We start from the raw sequence: 15,667 nt of genomic DNA on the forward strand, positions 1-15,667 counted from the left end.
GGGCCGTTCGCAACGGTTCTCGTCAGATGTCGAAGAAGACCGTCTCGGCGCCGCCGTCCGGGGTGTCCTGCAGTCGGATGTCGATCGTGTAGACGGTGCGTCCGTCGCGCTCGGACCGCGACGCGATCAGCGTGTTGCGCCGCACCTCCCATTCGATGCCCTTCAGGACGGGATCCGCGGCGTTGAGTTCGGCCTCGTCCTCGAAGTAGACCCGCGTGTGCAGGCCGAGGTTGATGCCGCGCGCGAAGATCACCAGCAGGATGTGGGGTGCCGAGACGGAGCCGTCGGGGTTGGTGACGGCTCCGGGCTTGATCGTCTCGATCGTGAACACACCGGTCTCGAAATCGCCGCCGGTGCGTCCCCAGCCGCGGAAGTTGGGGTCGAGGTCCTTGTCCTGCGCGTCGTCCGGATGGGCGTACCGGCCGTGCGCGTTCGCCTGCCAGCTCTCGAGCAGGGCATCGCGCACCGGGGTGCCGGTGCCGTCGATGACGCGGCCCTCCAACACGATCCGCTCGCCCTCGGTCTCATCGGTGACGAGGACGTTGCCGAAGTTGTTGTCGAAGATGTCGAAGCCGGCCTGCTGCGGCGCCAGCCCGATGTGGACGTACGGGCCGCCGGTCTGCGAGGGCGTCTCCGGGAAACGCGTGACCATCGCGCGGGGGAGCAGCGGGGGCACGGGCCGGTAGGGGTCGGTGGGCAGGCTCATCGCGGGGCTCCCGGGAGGTCGGTGTTCTCGAAGAAGGTGGCGCGGCGACCGCGCAGGGTGATGTCCCAGCGGTAGGCGCGGGCGTCGAACGGCGCGTTGGAGGCGGGATCCTCCTGGGCGATCAGGCTGCGGAGCTGGTCCACGGTGGGGATCGTCCGCGCGATCGGGCACTTCTCGATGAGCGGGTCGCCCTCGAAGTACAGCTGGGTGATCAGGCGCTGCGCCCACCCGCGGCCGAGGATCGACACGTGGATGTGGGCCGGGCGCCAGGCGTTGCGGCTGTTGCCCCACGGATATGCGCCGGGCTTGATCGTCCGGAACTGGTAGTAGCCGTTCGCGTCCGTGAGCATCCGCCCGCAACCGCCGAAGTTCGGATCGATGGGAGCGAGATAGGTGTCCTTCTTGTGGCGGTACCGGCCACCGGCGTTGGCCTGCCACACCTCGACGAGTGCGCCCTCGACCGGATTGCCGAACTCGTCCTTGACGAAGCCGTGGACGATGATGCGCTCACCGATCGGTAGGCCGTCCTTGGAGAAGTTCAGGATCAGGTCGTTGTCGAGGGCGCCGAGTTCGTCGCTGCGGAAGACGGGGCCGGTGATCTCCGACAGGGTCGGCTTCGGCGTGATGAGCGCGTTCCGCGGTGCGCGCAGCACCGACGTGCGGTAGCCGGGGGTGAGCGCGGGTGGGTGCAGCGTGTGGTCGCGCTCGACGTATTCGCCGGTGGACATGCGATCTCCGATCTCTGAGCTGTGAGCACAACCATATGGCGAAGAAAAACTCATGTAAATTGACAAAAGAGCAGTTGATTCATAACTTCCAGTGATGCAATCCGAGTTCGGTCCGTCCTCGTCCGTCCCGGAGCAGGCGCGAAGAATCCGCCTCCGGCACCTGAGATGTTTCGTCACCGTCGCGCGCGAGGGTCAGGTCGGGCGGGCCGCCGATCTGTTGCAACTGAGTCAGCCGGCCGTCACGAAGACCCTGAACGAGCTCGAGGTGCTCGCCGGAGCGAAGCTCCTCGACCGCGGCCGGCACGGCGCGCGCCTCACAGCGGCAGGTCACCGCTTCCTGCGATACGCGCAGGACGTCACCACCTCACTGGACGCAGCAGTGGCCGCACTGGCGGGAGCGGCCGAACCCGCCCGCGAGCCGCTGCGGATCGGGGCCCTGCCCACCGTGGCCGGGTCCGTGCTCCCCGAAGCTCTGGTGGAGCTGCGCCGCGTGCGCGCTGATCTGGACATCCGGATCCGCACCGATCCCAATGCCGTCCTGTTGTCGGCGCTCGCCGCCGGCGCCCTCGACGTCGTCCTCGGACGCATGGCCGAACCGTCCCGGATGGTCGGGCTGTCGTTCGAGCTCCTGTACGCCGAGACGCTGATCCTCGTCGTCCGCCCCGGCCATCCTCTCGCCGGGCGTTCCGTCTCCGTCGCCGACGCACTCGAACACCCCCTGGTGGTCGCGACCAGTGGCACCGTGCCGCGCCACGCGACCGAGGCGTTGTTCGAGCGTCACGGCCTGCGATTGCCGGTCGGGCTCATCGAGACACTCGACCTCGCCGTGGCACGCGGGGTGGTCCGGCGCAGCGACGCCGTGTGGATCACCACCGAGCGTGCGGCCCGCGACGACCTCGCCGACGGGGTGGTCCGGCGCCTGGACGTGCCCACCGCGGGCACCGTCGAACCGGTCGGAGTGCTGCGACGCAGTGCCGACGCGTCGTCCGCCGCGGTCGAGGACTTCGTGACCATCCTCCGCGACATCCCCGTCGACGGGACATGGCAGGATTTCCCCCATGGCTGACCAGACTTCCGACCTTCCCGCCACCGAGCTGTGGGTCGAGCGCACCGGCACGCGCCGCTACACCGGACGCAGCTCCCGCGGCGCCGAGGTACTCATCGGCTCGGAGAGCGTCGAGGGCGTCTTCACCCCGGGCGAGCTGCTCAAGATCGCGCTCGCCGCGTGCTCCGGCATGGCCTCGGACTTCCCGCTGTCCCGCCGGCTCGGCGACGACTACGACGCGACGATCCGTGTCTCCGGTGCCGCCGACCGCGAGAACGAGGTCTACCCGCACCTCGAGGAGGAGATGGTCCTCGACCTGTCGGAGCTCGACGCTGCTGCGCGGGACCGGCTCATCGCCCTCGTCGAACGCTCCGTCGACAAGGTATGCACGGTGGGCCGCACCCTCAAGGCGGGCACCAAGGTCTCGCTGACGATCACCGCCGAGGACTGATCGATGAACGCCCCCGCAGACGTCGAACGGCTCACGGCGTGGGTGCACGGCCGCGTCCAGGGGGTCGGTTTCCGCTGGTTCACGCGTGCCCGCGCACTCGAACTCGGTCTCGTCGGGCACGCGACGAATCACCCCGACGGTCGCGTGATGGTCGTCGCCGAAGGCCCCCGTCCCGCACTCGAACAGCTCCTCGCGTGGCTGAAATCCGGCGACACTCCCGGTGGGGTGCGGCTCGTCGTCGAATCGTGGGATCCCGCGCGCGGCGACCTCACCGGTTTCGTCGAACGCTGACTTCGTCCTGTTTGTCCGTTCGGCTTGGTATCCTGCCGCGATCGGGTGGATGCGGCCGGGTGGTGCCGGTCGCGGTCGGCAAGGGGGAGACGCATGGGCAGGCGTGCACGTTCGACGATGGTGGCGGCAGCAGTCGCCGCTGTGGCAGTGACACCTCTGGGTGCAGCACCGGCGGCGGCCGATCCGGCTGCCTGCGCGCCGCGGACGGTCACGACGGTCGCGTCCGGACTCGGTGTCCTCGAGAATCTGGCGTTCGACGAGCGAGGCGGTCTGCTCGTCTCGGACACCTCCTTCGTCGGCCCCGGAGCGCTGCGCCGGATCGCTCCCGACGGCAGCATCACCACCGTGCTGCCCGAGGTGTCCGGTCCGGGCGGCATCGTCGTCGACGGTCCAACCGCGTACCTGAACGTGGGCAACACGACCGTCTCGGGGCTGGCCGGGACCGCCGACGGCACGATCGACACGCTCGACCTCGACACGGGTGAACGCGGCACCCACGGCACCGGGCTGGTCATGCCCAACGGCCTCGGCCGACTCTCGGACGGCTCGATGCTCGCCTCGCGCGATCTCGGCGAGGTCGGACTCACTCTCGTGCCCGCGGGCGGTGGCGACGTCCGTGTCGTCCGTACCGATCTCGGATCCGTCAACGGCATCGCCGTCGACGGCGACACGGTGTACACCGTGACGACCTTCGAGAACGTCAACCGGCTCCACATCCTCGACGCACGCGACCTCGAAGGACCCGTGCGCAGCATCGACCTGCCCGGGCCGGGCCTGCTCTCGATGCCCGACGACCTCACGATCGGCCCCGACGGAGCGCTGTACATCGCACTCAACCTCGCCGGCGCGGTCCTGCGGGTCGATCCGGCGACCGGGCACGGCTGCCGCATCGCCGAGGGCATCCCGCTGATGTCCTCGCTCGCCTTCGGTTCGGGACCGGGCTGGGACCCGAACGTCCTGTACACGACCGGTTTCGACGGGACGGTGCGCGCGGTGCACCCGGCCTAGGAAAGCGGTCACAACCCGCCGGTAGAGTTCTCACCCATGTACCTCAAGAGTCTGACGTTGAAGGGCTTCAAGTCCTTCGCCTCGTCGACGACTCTGCGTTTCGAACCGGGCATCACCTGTGTGGTCGGCCCCAACGGGTCCGGCAAGTCGAACGTCGTCGACGCACTCACCTGGGTGATGGGGGAGCAGGGCGCCAAGGCCCTGCGCGGCGGCAAGATGCAGGACGTCATCTTCGCCGGAACCGCCGGTCGCCCGCCGCTCGGACGCGCCGAGGTCACGCTCACCATCGACAACTCCGACGGCGCGCTGCCCATCGAGTACTCCGAGGTCTCCGTCACCCGCCGCATGTTCCGCGACGGCGCCGGCGAGTACGAGATCAACGGCAGTTCCTGCCGTCTCATGGACGTGCAGGAACTGCTGTCCGACTCCGGTATCGGCCGCGAGATGCACGTCATCGTCGGCCAGGGCCGCCTCGCTGCGATCCTCGAATCCCGCCCGGAGGACCGGCGCGCCTTCATCGAGGAGGCCGCCGGCGTCCTCAAGCACCGCAAGCGCAAGGAAAAGGCGCTGCGCAAGCTCGACTCGATGCAGGCCAACCTCGCCCGCCTCACCGACCTCACCGCCGAACTGCGACGCCAGCTCAAACCGCTCGGCCGGCAGGCCGAGGTCGCGCGTCGTGCCCAGACCATCCAGGCCGACCTGCGCGACGCGCGGTTGCGTCTGGCCGCCGACGACCTCGTCACGCGCCGCGCCGAACTCGCCGGGCACGACGAGCAGGAAAAGATGGTCCGGGAGCGACTCGACACCGTGCTCACGGCCTTCGACGACGCGAACGCCGAACTCGCCCGCCACGAACAGGCCCTCGCGCAGCTCACACCGGGTGCCGAAGCGGCGTCGCAGACGTGGTTCCGCCTGTCCGCCCTCGCCGAGCGTGTCTCGGCGACCGTGCGGGTCGCGCAGGAACGCGCCCGCCACCTGCACGCCGAACCCGAGGACCGTTCCGGTCAGGATCCCGACGAGATGGAGGCCCGCGCCGACCGGATCGCCGCGGAGGAAGCGGAACTGATCGAGGCCGTCGAGATCGCGCACGGCGCGCTCGAAGCGGCACGTGAGCAGCTCGCCGCGCAGGAGGAGGCCGCAGCGGCCGCCGAACGCGCGCATCTGGCCGCGGTGCGTGCCGTCGCCGACCGGCGCGAGGGCCTCGCGCGTCTCGCCGGCCAGGTCGAGACGATGCGCACCCGCGCCGAGTCGATCGACGCGGAGATCGCGCGCCTGACCGTCGCCATCGAGGAGGCCCGCCTCCGTGGCGTTGCCGCACAGGCCGAGTTCGAGACCGCTCAGGCACGCATCGACGATCTCGACGCCGGTGAGATCGATGCCGACGCGCAGCACGAACGAGCGCTCGAAGCGCAGCGGCTCGCCGACGAGCGGGTCGCCGAACTGCAGGAGGCAGAACGCGCCGCGGGCAAGGAGGTCGCCTCCCTCGGCGCCCGCATCGAGGCCCTGTCGATGGGCCTCGAACGTACCGACGGCGCGGCCTGGCTGATCGACACGCGGTCCGGCGACGGACTCGTCGGGCGCCTCGCCGACCGCCTCCGGGTGTCCCCGGGATACGAGGCCGCCGTCGCAGCCGCCTTCGGTGCCGCAGCCGATGCCCTCGAGGTGGAGTCGGCCGACGCCGCGATCTCGGCGGTCGCAGCGCTCGCCGACGCCGACCAGGGCCGGGTGGCGTTCGTCCTGCCCGGCGCAACCGGCCCCACCGACACCGGCGACCTGCCGACCGGTGCCCGGTGGCTCCGCGAGGTCGTCGAGTGTCCCGCCGACCTGCGCGGAGGCGTCGACGGCCTGCTGGCCCGCACCGTCGTGGTCGACGACCTGCCCACCGCCCTCGGGGTCAGCGCTGCCCGGCCCGACCTGCGCGCCGTGACGCGCGGAGGAGACCTCGCCGGCGCGGGCTGGGTGGTCGGCGGCTCGCACCGCGCCCCGAGCACCCTCGAGATCCAGGCGGCGATCGACACCTCCCGTGCCGGTCTCGAACAGGCCGAACGCCGCTCCGAGGAACTGGCCGCAGCCCTCGCGGGCGCACTCGCGGAACAGGCCGAACGCGCCGAACACGTCGAACAGACCCTCGCCGCCCTCAACGAGTCCGATGCGGCGATGTCTGCCGTCTACGAACAGCTCGGCCGGCTCGGCCAGGCGGCACGCACCGCCCACGCCGAATCCGGACGGCTCGCGTCCCAGCGCACCGAGGCCGAGAAGGAACGCGACGCGGCGCGGGAGAAGCTGGTCGAACTCGAGGAGCGACTGCGCCTGGCCGAGGACGACTCGGCCGGGAGCAGCGACGGTGCCGGCACCGATCACACCGCCGCCGAGCGGGAGATGGCCGCGGCCGCCCTCGCCGAGGTCCGGGCCGTCGAGGTCGAGGCGCGACTCGCGGCACGCACGGCCGAGGAACGCGCCGAAGCGCTTCGGGGCAAAGCGGATTCGCTCCGCCGCGCCGCGCAGGCCGAGCGCGAGGCACGTGCTCGTGCCGAACGTGCCCGGATCGCGCGTCGTCAGGCGGCGGCCGTCGCCGCGGCGGTGGCGGAATCAGGACAGCGACTCGCCGAACAACTCGACGTAGCCGTGGCGACGGCACTCGCCCAGCGCGACGAACTGAACCGGCGCCGCGCCGAGTGCGCCGAACAGCTCGAACGGGCCCGCGAACTCGTCCGCGAACTGTCCGCGCAGCGCGACCAGCTCACCGACGCAGTGCATCGCGACGAAGTGGCCCGGGCGCAGGCCTCGCTCCGGATCGAACAGCTCGAACAGACCATCCTCGAGCAGCACGGCATCGCCCTCGACGACCTCGTCGCCGAGTACGGCCCCGACGTGCCGCTGCCGCCCACGCCGCTGGAGATGGCCGAGTACGAGCAGGCACGCGAGCGCGGCGAACAGGTGGTCGCTCCGCAACCGATGCCCTACGACCGGGCCACCCAGGAGCGGCGGGCCAAGCGCGCGGAGAAGGATCTCGCGACGCTCGGGCGCGTCAACCCGCTCGCGCTGGAGGAGTTCGCGGCCCTCGAGGAGCGCTACAACTTCCTGTCGACCCAGCTCGAGGACGTCAAGAGCGCCCGCAAGGACCTGCTCGCCGTTGTCGAGGAGGTCGACGCGCGAATCCTGCAGGTGTTCACCGAGGCCTACGCCGACGTCGAGCGCGAGTTCGAACAGGTCTTCGCGAAGCTGTTCCCCGGCGGTGAGGGACGGCTCGTGCTCACCGACCCGAGCGACATGCTCACCACCGGAATCGAGGTCGAGGCCCGCCCGCCGGGCAAGAAGGTCAAGCGCCTGTCGCTGCTGTCGGGCGGCGAGAAGTCCCTGACCGCGGTGGCGATGCTGGTCGCGATCTTCCGGGCCCGCCCCTCACCCTTCTACGTGATGGACGAGGTCGAGGCCGCGCTCGACGACACCAACCTGCGACGGTTGATCGGGCTGTTCGAGCAGCTGCGCGAGAAGTCCCAACTCATCGTCATCACGCACCAGAAGCCGACGATGGAGGTCGCCGACGCGCTGTACGGCGTGAGCATGCGGGGCGACGGCATCACCCGGGTCATCTCGCAGCGACTGCGCGGACGCGAGATCGCGACACCGGTCCCCGAACCGGAGGAAGAGCTCCAGGCCTGACAGTATGGGTGCGTGAGTACCGGAGCCTGGATAGTCATCGCCGCCGCGCTGGCGGTCGTTCTCGTCGCGCTCGTCGTCGGTCTGACCCTCTACCGGCGGCGGCAGGTGTCGCTGAAGGCGCCCGAGACCCCGCAGCTCGATTCCGCCGAGACCAAGGACCGCTCGGGCGGTTACAAGGCGCAGAGCGGATTCAGTTTCTCGCAGGGCACGGCCGCGCCACCGGCGCCGGCCCCCCGGCCTGCGCCGAAACCGGCACCGAAGCCTGCGGCGAAGCCGGAGCCCGCGCCCCGCACGGTGCCGCTTCCGGAGGAGATCACCGAAGCTCCGCCGAGCGCACCCGCGGAGCCGAAGGCGGAACCGGCGCCTGCGCCGAAGGTGGAACCGAAGCCCGAGCCGAAGGCCGAGCCCAAGCCTGCAGAACCCAAGCCTGCAGAACCCAAGCCTGCAGAACCCAAGCCGGCCGAACCGAAGCCGGCCGAACCCGAGCCGGTCGAGCCCGAGGTCGCCCCGGAGCCGGAGCGTCCCGCTCCCGAGCCCGTCGAGCCGGAGGTCGCCCCCGAACCGACACCGGAACCGGAGGTCGCACCGGCGCCGGAGCCCGAGGTCGAGCCCGCCCCGGTGACGGAGACCGTCGCCGAACCCGAGGTCGTCGAACCGGAAATCGTCGAACCGGCCGGACCGGCCGCTGTTCCTCCGGCAGCCCCGATCGAGGAGATCGAACCCACCGCGGGTCGCCTCGTCCGCCTGCGCGGCCGTCTGGCCCGCTCGCAGTCGGCGGTCGGCAAGAGCCTGCTCGGTCTGCTCGGTGGCGGCGACCTCGACGAGGACTCCTGGGAGGAGATCGAGGACACGCTGCTCGTCGCCGACCTCGGCGCCGCGACGACCACCAAGATCGTCGACCGTCTGCGTGAGGAGATGGTCGTGAACAACGTGCGCAGCGAGGCCGACGCCCGCGCCGTGCTGCGCAGCGTGCTCGTCGACGAGCTCCGCCCCGAGCTCGACCGCTCCATCCGGGCCCTCCCGCACGAGGACCATCCCGCCGTGCTGCTCGTCGTCGGTGTCAACGGCACCGGCAAGACCACGACGACCGGCAAACTCGCCCGCGTGCTCGTCGCGGACGGACGCCGGGTGCTGCTCGGTGCCGCCGATACCTTCCGTGCCGCGGCCGCCGACCAGCTGCAGACCTGGGCCGAACGCGTCGGTGCCGAGGTCGTCCGCGGCAAGGAGGCAGCCGATCCCGCCGCGGTGGCGTTCGATGCCGTCGCGAGGGGCATCGACAACGGCGTCGACGCGGTCCTCGTCGACACCGCCGGCCGCCTGCACACCAAGACCGGCCTGATGGACGAGCTCGGCAAGGTCAAGCGCGTCGTGGAGAAGAAGGCCGCCGTCGACGAGGTGCTGCTCGTCCTCGACGCGACGATCGGTCAGAACGGCCTGATGCAGGCCCGTGTGTTCGCCGAGGTCGTCGACATCACCGGTGTGGTGCTCACCAAGCTCGACGGAACCGCCAAGGGCGGCATCGTCTTCCAGGTGCAGCACGAACTCGGCGTCCCGGTGAAGCTGGTGGGTCTCGGTGAGGGAGCGGACGATCTCGCCCCCTTCGAACCGGAAGCCTTTGTGGACGCTCTGCTGGGCTGATCCACACCGCGTCCGTCGCTCCGGCCGCTGTCCGCTCGTGCGGGCAGCGGCCGGTTCCGTCGGTGGAAATACGGTGTCCGAAAAGTGTGAAACAAGGATGAAACAAGGTCGGTTCCTGCGTTCACGCCCACGAAACAGCACGGCGCCTCCACGGAAACATCCGGGCAGCAAGCTTTCCCTCGACAACGCGCCGATCGGCGCGGCCTACAGGGAGGTTGCAAGTGGAGGAAGTGGTGAACACCGGCGACGCAGCGTGGATGCTGATAGCAGCGTCGCTCGTGCTTCTGATGACCCCGGGCCTGGCGTTCTTCTACGGCGGGATGTCCCGCTCCAAGTCCGTGCTCAACATGATGATGATGTCGTTCGGCTCCATGGCGATCATCGCGGTGATCTACGTCCTGTGGGGCTGGTCGATGTCCTACGGCACGGAGAACGTCCTCGGTATCTTCGCGAACCCGTTCGAACAGTTCGGTCTGCAGGGCGCCATCTACGATGACGAGGGTGGCTTCCTCCCCGGTCTCGGTGACTACCCGCAGATCATCGACATCGGTTTCCAGGTGACCTTCGCGATCATTACCACCGCCCTGATCAGCGGTGCGCTGGCCGAGCGCGTCAAGTTCGGTACGTGGATGGCGTTCGCGGCCATCTGGGTCACGTGCGCCTACTTCCCGCTCGCCCACATGGTGTGGGGTGGTGGCCTGCTGTCGGGTTCCGAGGACAGCATCGCTGCCGCACTGTTCGGCACCGTCGACGTCGACGGTGAGACGGTCGCCTCGGTCGCCCCGATCGACTTCGCCGGTGGCACGGTCGTCCACATCAACGCCGGTATCGCCGCTCTCGTCCTGGCCGTCGTCATCGGCAAGCGCGCCGGCTTCGGTCGCACCGCCTTCCGCCCGCACAACCTGCCGTTCGTCATGCTCGGCGCTGCACTGCTGTGGTTCGGATGGTTCGGCTTCAACGCCGGTTCCGCTTTCGCGGCCGACGGTCTCGCAGGTCTGGCCTGGGTCAACACCACCACCGCCACCGCTGCCGCCATCCTCGGCTGGCTCGTCACCGAGCGCATCCGTGACGGCAAGGCCACCAGCCTCGGTGCCGCGTCCGGTGCCGTCGCCGGCCTGGTCGCCATCACCCCCGCTGCCGGCTCGCTGAGCCCGGTCGGATCGATCGCCCTCGGCGTCATCGCCGGCATCCTGTCCGCCCTCGCCGTGGGTCTGAAGTACAAGTTCGGTTACGACGACTCGCTCGACGTCGTGGGTGTCCACCTCGTGTCGGGCCTGTGGGGCACGGTCGCCATCGGCTTCCTCGGCACCGAGACCGGATTGTTCTACGGTGGCGATTACAAGCAGCTCGTCATCCAGATCGTCATCGCAGTCGTCGCCCTGGTGTTCACCGCAGTCGTCACCGCAGTGATCGCCTTCGCACTCAAGCCCATGGGCTGGCGTGTGAGCGACGAGGAAGAGGCCCGCGGTATCGACGAAGCCGAACATGCGGAATCCGCATACGACTTCGCGCCGGCTCTCAAGTGATAAGAAGACCACGACAGCGAGCAGGGATGACAGCGGCCAGCGGGCTCTGGGAAGGATGAGGATATGAAGCTGATCACGGCGATCATCAAGCCGTTCACGCTCGAGGACGTCAAGGCAGGCCTGGAGCAGGCCGGTGTGCTCGGAATGACAGTCAGCGAGGTGCAGGGCTACGGCCGCCAGAAGGGCCACACCGAGGTCTACCGCGGAGCGGAGTACTCCGTCGACTTCGTGCCGAAGGTCCGCGTCGAGGTCGTCGTCGACGACTCCGCTGTCGACAAGGTCGTCGAGACCATCGTCGAGGCCTCCCGTACCGGGAAGATCGGCGACGGCAAGGTGTGGGTCACGCCCGTGGAAGCGGTGGTCCGGGTCCGCACCGGAGAACGAGGTTCGGATGCGCTCTGACCCCCAGGGGTCCGGCACTCGAGGCCCTGATCCCGCTGCTTCGGCAGCGGGGTCGGGGCCTTCGGTGTCCTCGGCCCGCACAACCGCACCGGCGGGCGCCGCCGATCTCGCGGCAGCCCGCGACACCCTGCTCTCCGGCGGCCCCCGCAGCCGCCGCCTCGACACCGTGGCCCTGCGTCACGCCCTCGTGGACCTGCACGAATTCTGGTTGACGACGAAGGGCTCCGAACTCGGCATCAAGCGCGAGGGAGGCTTCGCCATCGTCGCCGTCGGGGGTCTCGGACGCCGCGAGATGCTCCCGTACTCCGATCTCGATCTCATCCTCCTCCACGACGACATGGCGCCGTCCGTCGTGTCGAAGGTCGCCGACGAGCTCTGGTACCCGCTGTGGGACGCGCACATCAAGCTCGACCACAGTGTCCGGACGGTGCCCCAGGCCCTCCAGGTGTTCTCCTCCGATCTGACAGCCGCACTGGGAATGCTCGAGGCCCGGCACATCGCGGGCGACGCCCAGCTGAGCAATCTGCTCATCGGCGGTGTGCGACGTCAGTGGCGCACCGGCATCCGGTCCCGCTTCGACGAACTCATCGAGATGACCGAGGTGCGATGGCAGCGCAGCGGGCAGATCGCCCACCGGGCCGAACCCGACCTCAAGAGCGGTCGCGGCGGGTTGCGGGACGTGCAGTTGCTCAATGTCCTGTCCGTTGCGCAGCTCACCGACGGCATGCCGGGACTCGGACCCGACGTCCCGGGCGGAGGCCTCGCGGCCGCCCACCGGCGACTGCTCGACGTACGCACCGAGCTGCACCGCGTCGCCGGCCGCTCCCGCGACCAGCTGCGCGCCCAGGACGCCGACGAGATCGCCGCGGCGCTGCGGATCGGCGACCGTTTCGATCTCGCACGGGTGCTCACCGAATCGGCCCGCACGATCAGCTACTCCGTCGACGTCGGCCTGCGCACCGCGGCCAATTCGCTGCCGCGCAAGGGCCTGTCGCGGCTGCGCCGCGGACCGGTGCGGCGTCCCCTCGACGAAGGGGTCGTCGAGCACGGGGGAGAGGTGGCCCTCGCGCGCGACGCGCATCCGCGTCGCGATCCGGGCCTGATCACGCGGGTCGCGGCGGCCGCCGCGCAGGCCGGACTGCCGGTCTCGGCGGCCACGCTCACCCGGCTCGCCGATCACGCACCGGAACTGCGCGAACCCTGGCCTCGCGAAGCCCTTGACGACTTCCTGGTGTTGCTCGGCTCGGGACGTCGCGCGGTCGACGTCATCGAGTCGCTGGACCGCACCGGACTGTGGGGGCGGTTGCTCCCCGAATGGGGTGCGGTGCGCGACCTGCCGCCCCGCGACGCCGTGCACACGTGGACCGTGGACAGGCACCTCGTCGAGACCGCCGTCTACGCGAGCGAACTGACGACGCGGGTCGCCCGGCCGGACCTGCTCGTCCTCGGCGCGTTGCTGCACGACATCGGCAAGGGACGCGGCGGCGACCACAGCGTGGTCGGTGCCGAACTGGCCCTGCAGATCGGGCGGCGGATGGGCCTGTGGCCCTCGGATCTGGCGCTGCTCACCTCGATGGTGCGGCACCACCTGCTCCTGCCGCACACCGCGACCCGCCGCGACCTCGACGATCCGGAGACCGTGGCCGCGGTCGTCGACGCCCTCGACGGCGATCCGGTGCTGCTCGACCTGCTCCACGCGTTGGCCGAAGCGGATTCGCAGGCCACCGGCCCAGGAGTCTGGGGGGATTGGAAGGCGTCGCTGATCCGGGAACTCGTACGCCGCTGCCGCATGATGATGGCGGGCGACGAGCTCCCGGCGCCGGATCCGATCGATCCCGTCCTCGCGAACCTCGCCGAGGACGGTGCCCTGCACGTCGCGCTCGACCCGCGCGAGGACGGCCGCAGCTTCACCGCGACCTTCGTCGCGCCCGACGAGCGGGGCGTGCTCTCCGACGAGGCCGGTGTGCTCTCGCTGCACGGTCTGCGGGTGCTGTCGGCCTCGATCGGCAGCCACGCCGGCAGCACGGTCAACAGCTTCGTCGTGGCTCCGAGATTCGGCTCACCGCCCGAAGCGGCCCTGCTCCGGCAGGAACTCGTGCGGGCTCGCTCCGGCGATCTCGACCTCCTCGGTGCCCTCGAGGCCAAGGACCGCGCCGAACGCGAAAGCCGGCTTCCCGAGCGAACGGCCCGGGCGGTTCCAGTCAGCGCCGCTCTCGCGCCGCCGCGGATCATCTGGTTCGAAGGGTCCGAATCGGACCAGGTCGTGCTCGAGATCCGGTCGGAGGACCGGATCGGTCTGCTGTGCCGTCTCGCGGACGTCTTCGAGCGTGTCGGAGCCGACGTGCGGTGGGCGCGGGTGAGCACCTTGGGTTCGACGGTGATCGACTCGTTCTGCGTCGATCTCGCCGGTGCGCACACCCGTGTCTCTCGGGAACATCTCGAGAAGGAACTGCTGTCGGTCCTGCCTGCTCCCGAGCCGCCCGCGCCCGCCGACAGATCGTGACCGACGGATCGTGACCGCGCGGGTGGCCCGCCCTGTGGCGTGGCCACCCGCGGTCGCGACGGATCGGGAGCGGTTACCCTGGTTCGCAGCATTGTCCGCATCTTCGTCAGAGCTCAGGAGCGCATTCGGTGTTCGAATCCCTTTCCGACAGGTTGACAGGGGTCCTGAAGGACCTGCGCGGCAAGGGGCGGCTGTCCGACGCGGACATCGACGCGACCTGCCGTGAGATCCGCCTCGCCCTGCTCGAGGCCGACGTCGCGCTGCCCGTGGTGCGCGAGTTCATCAAGAAGATCAAGGTGCGCGCCAAGGGTGCCGAGGTGCACGGCGCGCTCAACCCGGCCCAGCAGGTCGTCAAGATCGTCAACGAGGAACTCGTCGGGATCCTCGGCGGTGAGACCCGTCGTCTGCAGTTCGCGAAGACCCCGCCGACGGTCATCATGCTCGCCGGTCTGCAGGGTGCCGGTAAGACCACACTCGCGGGCAAGCTCGCGAAGTGGCTCAAGGCGCAGGGGCACACCCCGATGCTGGTCGCCTGCGACCTCCAGCGCCCCGGCGCTGTGACCCAGCTGCAGGTGGTCGGTGAGCGTGCCGGCGTGTCGGTCTTCGCGCCCCATCCCGGCACCTCCATCGGCGGAGGCGAGAACGAACTCGGAGTCACCGCCGCCGACCCGATCGCCGTGGCCGAGCAGGGCATCGCCGAGGCGCGCAACAAGCAGTACGACGTGGTCATCGTCGACACCGCCGGTCGCCTCGGTATCGACCAGGAACTCATGGCGCAGGCCGCGGGCATCCGCGACGCCGTGCAGCCCGACGAGGTGCTGTTCGTCCTCGACGCGATGATCGGTCAGGACGCTGTGAGCACCGCCGAGGCGTTCCGCGAGGGTGTCGGCTTCACCGGCGTGGTGCTCACCAAGCTCGACGGCGACGCCCGCGGTGGTGCCGCGCTCAGCGTCCGCGAGCTCACCGGCCAGCCGATCATGTTCGCCTCCACCGGTGAGAAGCTCGAGGACTTCGACGTCTTCCACCCCGAGCGCATGGCCAGCCGCATCCTCGGCATGGGCGACGTGCTCACCCTCATCGAGCAGGCCGAGCAGGTCTTCGACGCCGAGCAGGCCGAGGCCACCGCCAGCAAGATCGGTTCCGGCGAGCTCACCCTCGAGGACTTCCTCGAGCAGATGATGGCCGTGCGGAAGATGGGCCCCATCGCCAATCTCCTGGGCATGCTGCCCGGAGCCGGGCAGATGAAGGACGCCCTCGCCAACGTCGACGAGAAGCAGCTCGACCGCATCCAGGCGATCATCCGCGGCATGACGCCGGAGGAGCGCGCCAACCCGAAGATCATCAACGGCTCGCGGCGACTGCGCATCGCCAACGGTTCCGGTGTGAAGGTCTCCGACGTCAACCAGCTCGTCGACCGGTTCTTCGAGGCCCGGAAGATGATGACGGCGATGGCCGGCCAGATGGGCATGCCGGGCGCACGCAAGAACCAGCGCAAGAAGGGCAAGAAGGGGAAGAAGGGCGGTCGCGGACCGACGCCGCCGAAGGTGCGGGGCGGTATGCCCGGCGGCTTCCCCGGTCTCCCGGGTGGCATGCCCGCCGGGATGCCCGACCTGTCGAAGATGCCGAAGGGCCTCGACGAGCTTCCTCCGGGTCTCGAGAACTTCGACCTGTCGAAGCTGAAGTTCCCCAAGAACTGAGCCGGGCCG

12 protein-coding genes are annotated in these 15,667 nt (G+C 69.9%); 10 read left to right on the plus strand and 2 right to left on the minus strand.

Annotated features, from left to right (window positions below; all coding sequences use genetic code 11):
• Nucleotides 1-22 precede the first annotated feature (22 nt).
• Nucleotides 23-706, minus strand: coding sequence for a protocatechuate 3,4-dioxygenase subunit alpha (gene pcaG / locus LPH33_RS09540; protein ID WP_160876524.1), 684 nt, complete (start codon nucleotides 704-706; stop codon nucleotides 23-25).
• On the minus strand, nucleotides 703-1,434 hold the full coding sequence (gene pcaH, locus LPH33_RS09545; RefSeq protein ID WP_006551212.1) for a protocatechuate 3,4-dioxygenase subunit beta: 732 nt from the start codon (nucleotides 1,432-1,434) through the stop codon (nucleotides 703-705). The genes pcaG and pcaH overlap by 4 nt, the downstream gene beginning before the upstream one ends.
• Before the next feature lie 94 nt (nucleotides 1,435-1,528).
• On the opposite strand from pcaH, the gene LPH33_RS09550 reads away from it, so the two are divergent.
• The 10 genes from LPH33_RS09550 to ffh all read left to right on the plus strand — a co-directional run bounded on the left by LPH33_RS09550 (nucleotide 1,529) and on the right by ffh (nucleotide 15,658).
• Nucleotides 1,529-2,500, plus strand: a complete 972-nt coding sequence (locus LPH33_RS09550; RefSeq protein ID WP_229567913.1) for a LysR substrate-binding domain-containing protein — start codon at nucleotides 1,529-1,531, stop codon at nucleotides 2,498-2,500.
• Nucleotides 2,493-2,930, plus strand: coding sequence for an OsmC family protein (locus LPH33_RS09555; RefSeq protein ID WP_145691818.1), 438 nt, complete (start codon nucleotides 2,493-2,495; stop codon nucleotides 2,928-2,930). The genes LPH33_RS09550 and LPH33_RS09555 overlap by 8 nt, the downstream gene beginning before the upstream one ends.
• 3 nt (nucleotides 2,931-2,933) lie before the next feature.
• Nucleotides 2,934-3,221, plus strand: a complete 288-nt coding sequence (locus LPH33_RS09560; protein WP_229567914.1) for an acylphosphatase — start codon at nucleotides 2,934-2,936, stop codon at nucleotides 3,219-3,221.
• 93 nt (nucleotides 3,222-3,314) lie between these two features.
• Complete coding sequence (locus LPH33_RS09565; protein ID WP_229567916.1) at nucleotides 3,315-4,229, plus strand: SMP-30/gluconolactonase/LRE family protein; 915 nt, start codon at nucleotides 3,315-3,317, stop codon at nucleotides 4,227-4,229.
• Between the two features lie 36 nt (nucleotides 4,230-4,265).
• Nucleotides 4,266-7,892: a chromosome segregation protein SMC gene (gene smc / locus LPH33_RS09570; protein ID WP_229567917.1), complete on the plus strand. Its 3,627-nt coding sequence runs from the start codon at nucleotides 4,266-4,268 to the stop codon at nucleotides 7,890-7,892.
• 12 nt (nucleotides 7,893-7,904) lie between these two features.
• Complete coding sequence (ftsY, locus tag LPH33_RS09575; RefSeq protein WP_229567918.1) at nucleotides 7,905-9,530, plus strand: signal recognition particle-docking protein FtsY; 1,626 nt, start codon at nucleotides 7,905-7,907, stop codon at nucleotides 9,528-9,530.
• A 221-nt stretch (nucleotides 9,531-9,751) separates the two neighbouring features.
• Nucleotides 9,752-11,056, plus strand: coding sequence for an ammonium transporter (locus LPH33_RS09580; RefSeq protein WP_016694627.1), 1,305 nt, complete (start codon nucleotides 9,752-9,754; stop codon nucleotides 11,054-11,056).
• Nucleotides 11,057-11,119: 63 nt separating this feature from the next.
• Nucleotides 11,120-11,458, plus strand: a complete 339-nt coding sequence (locus LPH33_RS09585; RefSeq protein ID WP_016694628.1) for a P-II family nitrogen regulator — start codon at nucleotides 11,120-11,122, stop codon at nucleotides 11,456-11,458.
• Nucleotides 11,448-13,961, plus strand: a complete 2,514-nt coding sequence (locus LPH33_RS09590; RefSeq protein ID WP_160876514.1) for a [protein-PII] uridylyltransferase — start codon at nucleotides 11,448-11,450, stop codon at nucleotides 13,959-13,961. The genes LPH33_RS09585 and LPH33_RS09590 overlap by 11 nt, the downstream gene beginning before the upstream one ends.
• A 128-nt stretch (nucleotides 13,962-14,089) precedes the next feature.
• The gene (gene ffh / locus LPH33_RS09595; RefSeq protein ID WP_059381161.1) at nucleotides 14,090-15,658 is read left to right on the plus strand and encodes a signal recognition particle protein; all 1,569 of its coding nucleotides are present in this window, start codon (nucleotides 14,090-14,092) and stop codon (nucleotides 15,656-15,658) included.
• Nucleotides 15,659-15,667: the final 9 nt, after the last annotated feature.

It is taken from the genome of Rhodococcus sp. RDE2 (assembly GCF_020885655.1).
Classification (GTDB): domain Bacteria; phylum Actinomycetota; class Actinomycetes; order Mycobacteriales; family Mycobacteriaceae; genus Rhodococcus; species Rhodococcus pyridinivorans.

What these genes read in the sequence shown, in the direction of transcription:
- LPH33_RS09550 (WP_229567913.1), top strand. Translation starts at nt 1,529, where the DNA reads ATGCAATCCGAGTTCGGTCCGTCCTCGTCCGTCCCGGAGCAGGCGCGA.
- pcaG (WP_160876524.1), bottom strand. Translation starts at nt 706, where the DNA reads ATGAGCCTGCCCACCGACCCCTACCGGCCCGTGCCCCCGCTGCTCCCC.
- LPH33_RS09555 (WP_145691818.1), top strand. Translation starts at nt 2,493, where the DNA reads ATGGCTGACCAGACTTCCGACCTTCCCGCCACCGAGCTGTGGGTCGAG.
- LPH33_RS09585 (WP_016694628.1), top strand. Translation starts at nt 11,120, where the DNA reads ATGAAGCTGATCACGGCGATCATCAAGCCGTTCACGCTCGAGGACGTC.
- pcaH (WP_006551212.1), bottom strand. Translation starts at nt 1,434, where the DNA reads ATGTCCACCGGCGAATACGTCGAGCGCGACCACACGCTGCACCCACCC.
- smc (WP_229567917.1), top strand. Translation starts at nt 4,266, where the DNA reads ATGTACCTCAAGAGTCTGACGTTGAAGGGCTTCAAGTCCTTCGCCTCG.
- LPH33_RS09565 (WP_229567916.1), top strand. Translation starts at nt 3,315, where the DNA reads ATGGGCAGGCGTGCACGTTCGACGATGGTGGCGGCAGCAGTCGCCGCT.
- LPH33_RS09590 (WP_160876514.1), top strand. Translation starts at nt 11,448, where the DNA reads ATGCGCTCTGACCCCCAGGGGTCCGGCACTCGAGGCCCTGATCCCGCT.
- LPH33_RS09560 (WP_229567914.1), top strand. Translation starts at nt 2,934, where the DNA reads ATGAACGCCCCCGCAGACGTCGAACGGCTCACGGCGTGGGTGCACGGC.